The 5,675-nt window shown below is 62.2% G+C and carries 6 protein-coding genes; all 6 read right to left on the bottom strand.

The window, feature by feature from the left end; genetic code table 11:
• Positions 1-22: 22 nt before the first annotated feature.
• A complete protein-coding gene (locus QAT43_RS13825; protein WP_305043673.1) occupies positions 23-697 on the bottom strand; it encodes a hypothetical protein in 675 nt (224 codons plus the stop codon).
• Complete coding sequence (gene pilO / locus QAT43_RS13820) at positions 694-1,263, bottom strand: type 4a pilus biogenesis protein PilO (protein WP_305043672.1); 570 nt, start codon at positions 1,261-1,263, stop codon at positions 694-696. The genes QAT43_RS13825 and pilO overlap by 4 nt, the downstream gene beginning before the upstream one ends.
• Before the next feature lies 1 nt (position 1,264).
• On the bottom strand, positions 1,265-1,822 hold the full coding sequence (locus QAT43_RS13815; RefSeq protein WP_305043671.1) for a PilN domain-containing protein: 558 nt from the start codon (positions 1,820-1,822) through the stop codon (positions 1,265-1,267).
• Positions 1,819-2,745, bottom strand: a complete 927-nt coding sequence (gene pilM, locus QAT43_RS13810) for a pilus assembly protein PilM (RefSeq protein WP_305043670.1) — start codon at positions 2,743-2,745, stop codon at positions 1,819-1,821. Before pilM ends, QAT43_RS13815 begins: the two co-directional genes overlap by 4 nt.
• Positions 2,746-2,748: 3 nt before the next feature.
• Positions 2,749-4,428 (bottom strand): GspE/PulE family protein, encoded by a 1,680-nt coding sequence (locus tag QAT43_RS13805; protein WP_442900271.1) that lies wholly within the window; start codon positions 4,426-4,428, stop codon positions 2,749-2,751.
• Between the two features lie 54 nt (positions 4,429-4,482).
• Positions 4,483-5,675: type II secretion system F family protein (locus tag QAT43_RS13800; RefSeq protein ID WP_305043668.1), on the bottom strand; the 1,193-nt coding region annotated here is incomplete at its 5' end.

Below are 5,675 nucleotides of genomic sequence, written 5' to 3'. Positions count from 1 at the left end.
GGGTTGAAAACAATGCATGAGATTAGCGCCCCGCCGGGCGCGGTGGCGGCAGTATGCGCCGCGCCGCTCCGGGGGACGCGGCAGGAGCGGGCGGAGAACCAAAGGAACTGACCGCCGGGCGCTCCTGCAGGGGTAAAATGATTGGATGCGGTTTGCCTTGCTGGGCAATCACCAGACGTTGCGGCGTGAGCTCCGTTACCTCGAAATCGCTGCCGAATGTCTCACCCTGCCGCGCCAGGAACACCTCGCCGCCGGCTTCAAGAAATACGGTTTTTCGCCCCTCGGTCTCGACAAACCCGAGCACGCTGAAAGGGGTCGAAGGCAGCGTCGCGACGGGTTCAACGGTCGGCCCAGGTTCTGGCATGGCAACCGGCGTAGGCGGAGGCGGAGGCAAAGGCGGCGCCGGAGGCGCGACCGGCACCGTGGGCGCGGCAAACAAGGGACCGAAAAGATCCCGCACGGACCCGGGAAAGGTTGTTTCACCCTCCTCCAGCAAGTCCAGGCGCACACTCTCCGGGGCGGCCGGCCTGGCCGCTTCGGCGGGCGCGGCTCGGCGCGGCGCCGCAACGGCGCGTGGGGTTTCGACGGAATCGCTCACGCGCTGCTGTCGCGGACTTTGCCAAGCGGCGTAACCAGCGGCGCAAACCAGGCCGACCAGGCATCCGGCCAACAGCTTTTTCTGGTTGGCGCGCGTCATGTCGCATCACCCCGAAAATAGGTGGTGAACCGCAGGTTGAGCGTCGTGGTGCGCCGTGCGGCATCCCCACCGGAAAAAGCGATCTCATTGAGCGCGATGATGCGCGGGGAATGCTCCAGGGAAAAAATAAACTGTTTCAACTGTTCGTAATTGCCGTTCACGGAAAACACCAGGGTATAGCTGAGGAGCGGACTCTCGGACAGCTGCTGCGGGTCGTAGGTGATGCGTTCGATGACCAGTCCCGCGGCTTTGGCCAGGCCGAAAACCTCCCCAACCAGTTGCGAAAGTTCCTCCCGCTGCGGAATCGCATCGAAAAAGACCGCAAGGTCTTCGCGGCCCTGCTGATAGGTATCGCGGGGCGAATCCTGTGCCCCGCCCGCCTGGTCCAATCGCCGCAGCTGCTCCTGCTGATGCAGGATCTCCTGCTGCAAATTCAGGGCACGAGGGGCGAGCAGGCGCGCATCGGCCAGGAAAAGCGCCAGGTTGGCGGCGAGCAGCACGCCCACCAAAATCGGCATGACGCGATTGTGTTGCCACAGGGCGCGGAGATAGACGGCCGGTTTCATCTCAGAACGCCTCCCGCACGACTAGGGAAAAAAGCACCGCTTCGCGTTCGCGGCCGGCGAAATCCGTGACCGTGGTCTTTTCCTGGCGCAGCAGGTAGGTGTGGCGAAAATGCTCGGACCGCATGAGCTGATCCAGACAGGCCGTCATTTCCTCCAAGCCGCGCGCCACCGCCGTCAGATTGAGGGCGCGCGTCTTGTAGTCGGGCAGAATGCTGCGCAGGGACACCCCCTCGGGAATCACGTCCTCGAAACGATCGAGCAGTTGCGTCCAGCGAAAGCTGTCGCTCTCCAGAATGCTGTTGGCCAGGGCCACCTCACGAAGCAACTGCTGAAAAGCGGCGGGGCCGACCTCCACGGTGCCCACGCCGCGCGCCGCGGCGTCCAGCCGCAGCGCCGCAAGGGTTGTCTCGAGGCCGGCAACCTGGGTGCGACCCTGCCAGAAAAAAACGCCGTTCATCACCAAAAGGCCGAGCAAGGCCAGACCCGCCACGCCATAGCCAAGGGTCCAGGCCCGGCGGTTGAGATAAACGCGGTTGGCCAGATTGAGAGCGATCTTCATGCCGCCCCCCACAAAAGCCGCTCGCCGACACCGATGGCCGCCACTACCGAAGTGCCGGGCCGCCCGAGGCTCTGCGCCGCGGGGCTCATCAACCGATCAACATGAGGATCGAGCAGTTGCAGCTCCTTTTCGAAAAGCCCCGCCAGGGACTCGCGCAACGTCCCGGCATTCGCCCAGTCGCAATGCAGATAGACCGCGCAGCGGCGCAGGGCCGTCTGCCCGCCCTGAACGCCGACCAGGGAGCGGTTGAGTTCCTGGAAAACCTGGTCGGGATCCTCGGCGATATCCCGGACGCGATGAAAGACCAGCACGCGCCCCTGGAAGATTTCGAGGCTCAGAACCCGCCCTTCCAGACCGATAAAGATGAAATCCTCGCCCATGTCCAAGCGCGTTCGATAATAGTTGAAAAGATTAAAGGAATGAAAATCAATGAGCAACGCATGGTACCCCGCCTGCTCCACCGCATCCTGATACTGATCAAGAACACCACAATCCATGATCGAGGTGACGACCCGCAAGCGGCCGGTGTCGCCGCGGTTCAGTACAAAAAAATCCAGACAGATATCGCTGAGCTCGCTGGGCAGGCTTTTCTTGAGCTGCCAGCGCAAAATGTCGAGGCCTTCCTGCTTGGTTTTGAAGGGAGCTTCGATTTCCGTCAGGATCACTCGCCCCGCCTGGTCGGGCAAGGACAGGGCAAGACGATCCTCGCGTCCCGCCAGGGGCTGCAGGACTTCAGAGATAATCTCGGCTATTTCCTGGGGGTTGGCCAGGTTGGCATCACGCAGCGAGGGATTGAGCGCGCCCGGCTTGAGGGCGAAGGATCGCGCCGCCTGCAACTGCACGCCCTTGCCCTGGCGATGCAGGGCCACGGCCTGGATCCGGGAAGAATCGAAACTGAGCCCAAGATAGGTTCGCCGCAGCACGCCTTAGTTCCTCTCCACGAAGGTCACGCGATTGATCTCCTTGAAGGTGGTCGTGCCCTCCAGCACCTTCTCAACGGCGGCGTCGCGCAAAAAAACCGTCCCGGCGGCCGCGGCGGCTCGCTTGAGCTGGGAAACCGGCGCCTTGGCCAGGATCAGTTCGCGCAGTTCGTCGTTGAGTTCGAGCATTTCGACGATGGCGCTGCGCCCCAGAAAACCCATTCCGCGGCACTCCTTGCAACCCTCGCCCTCGAAAAAACCGTGCTCGCGATAGCGTTCCCAATCCAAACCGGCTTCTTCCACGGTCTCGCGCTCGACCTGGGCCGGGCGGCGGCAGTGGGGACAGATCCGGCGCACCAGCCGCTGGGCCAGCACCACGTTGAGGCAGCTGACGAAGTTGTAGGGATCGATGCCCATGTGCAGGAAGCGCCCGAGTACGTCGAACACATTGTTGGCATGCACGGTGGTGAACACCAGGTGACCGGTCAAGGCCGACTGCACGGCGATCTGCGCGGTTTCCGGATCGCGGATCTCGCCGACCATGATCTTGTCGGGGTCATGGCGCAGAATGGAGCGCAGGCCGCGCGCGAAGGTCAAGCCCTTTTTTTCGTTGACGGGAATCTGCACCACGCCCTTGAGCTGGTATTCGACGGGGTCCTCGATGGTGATGATCTTGTCTTCCTGGGTGTTGATCTCGGTGAGCGCCGCATACAAGGTGGTGGTCTTGCCGCTGCCGGTCGGGCCGGTGACCAGCACCATGCCGTAGGGCTCGCGGATCTTGCGCCGGAAACGCCGGATTTCACGCTCGGCGATGCCCAGCACTTCCAGGGTCAAACCCTTGAAATCAGCGGCGATGGTTTCCTTGTCGAGAATACGGATGACCGCATCCTCGCCGAAAATGCTGGGCATGATGGAGACGCGAAAATCGATGGAGCGTCCGCCGATCCGCACCTTGAAACGGCCGTCCTGGGGAATGCGCCGCTCGGAGATGTCGAGCTCGCTCATGACCTTGAGACGCGAGATGATGGGACTCTGAAACCGCGAATCCAGGGGCTCGGTCGCCTGATAGAGCACACCGTCGATGCGAAACTTGATAGCCACCCCGTCGAGGTTGGTTTCAATGTGGATATCGCTGGCACGCCGGCTCAGGGCGTCGTAGAGGGTCGAATCGATGAGACGGATAATCGGACTGGTGTCGGCGGTGAGCTTCTCCAGGGAGAGCACCTCCTCACCCTTGTCCGTCTCCTTGACCAACTGCAACTTGAAATCTTCCGAGGCTTCCTGCAACACGCGCTGGCTGCCTTCGCTGCGCTCCAGCAGGCGCTTGATGCGTGAGCGGGCAGCCACCTTGAGTATCAGGCGGGTGTCGAGAATCAGTTCGAGGCTGTCAAGGGTGCTGACATCGGTGGGATTATGGGTCGCCACCACCAGGCCGTCATCGCGTCGCTCCAGGGGCAGGATCTGATAGCGCGAAGCCAGTCCGACGGGCAGCGATGCCTGCAATTCGGGATCGGGAACCACCTTGGCGAGATCGACGTATTCCATCTGAAACTGGCGCGCCAAGGCCTGGGCGAGCAGATCGTCGTTGAACAAACCCTCTTCAATGCCCGTGTCGCCGAAGGTTTTTCCCGAGAGCTGCATGCGCTGCAGAATGAGTTCGGCCTGGGCGGGAGCAATGGCGCCCATTTCCACCAGGATTTCACCAATTTTCTTGCGCTCGAACTTCACGTTGCCAACCCGTTACTGAACCGTTCCGGCCAGTTGAAAGATAGGGAAATACATGGCCACCACGATGCCGCCGATGAGCAGGCCCATGACCAGCATCATCACCGGCTCGACCAGGGTGGTGAGACGATCGAGCCGGACCCCGACCTGCTGCTCGTAATAATCGGCCACCTCGTTGAGCATTTCCGCCAGGGCACCGGTGGTTTCGCCGACGCCGATCATACGCAGGGCGATGCTCGGGAAAAAAGTCGCTTTTTCAAAACTCTCGGAGATCGCCATGCCCTCTTCCACCCGCTGCGTGGCCGCCAGCACCCGCTCCTCGAGAACCCGGTTGTTGAGGGTCGCGCGGGACATGCGCATGGCCTGCACCGCCGGAATGCCTCCGGCCAGCGTGGTGCTCAGGGTCCGGCAGAAACTGGAAATGGCATAATCGCTGAGCAGGGCCCCGAAAAAGGGCAGGCGCAGCTTGAGCCGGTCAAGCAGATAGCCGCCGCGCTCCGAATGGACGAACATCCGTGCGGCGATGGCGCCCCCCAAGGCGAGCAGGACAACCAGGGGCAGATAACGGCCCAGGCCGTCGGCCAGCGCGATGACGATGCGCGTCAAAAGGGGCAGCTCCACGCGCGCATCGGCATAAATCTGGGTAAAACGCGGCACCACGTAGATCATCAGCAGCAAGACCACCGCCGTGACGACCACCGAGAGAAACGCCGGATAAAAGGTGGCGCTGCGAATCTTGGCCTTGATGGCCTCCATGCGGCGCTGATATTCGATGTAGCGCGCCAGCGTCACGGGGAGGTCGCCAGTGCGCTCGCCGGCACGGATGGATGCGATGTAGAGGTAGGGAAAATAACGGGGGAATTTCTCGAAGGCCTCGGATAGCGACCCCCCGCCCTTGATGTCCTCGCGCACCTCGCGCAAGACCGACAGCACCGCGCCGACTTCCATCTTTTCCATGAGCGTGTCGAGCACCTGCAGAATCGGCAGCCCCGAGCGCAGCAAGACCAGAAGTTCCTGGTTGAAGGACAGAAAACGCCGTCCGGAGAAGCGCGGTCCGAGGGAGCCGCTTTGTCTCAGGAATTGGAAGGGAATCTTCTTGATGAAGAAGACGTGGAACCCCTGCTCGGTCAGACTCTCCCTGAGCACCTGCGCCGTCGGGGCCTCAAGCTCCTTCTCAACCACGCGCCCGTCGGCCATGCCGATTTTGC

This window comes from Geoalkalibacter sp. (assembly GCF_030604225.1).
Classification (GTDB): Bacteria; Desulfobacterota; Desulfuromonadia; order Desulfuromonadales; family Geoalkalibacteraceae; genus Geoalkalibacter.
Note: the sequence above shows the minus strand (reverse complement) of the source record. Positions and strands in the feature narration are given on the sequence as shown.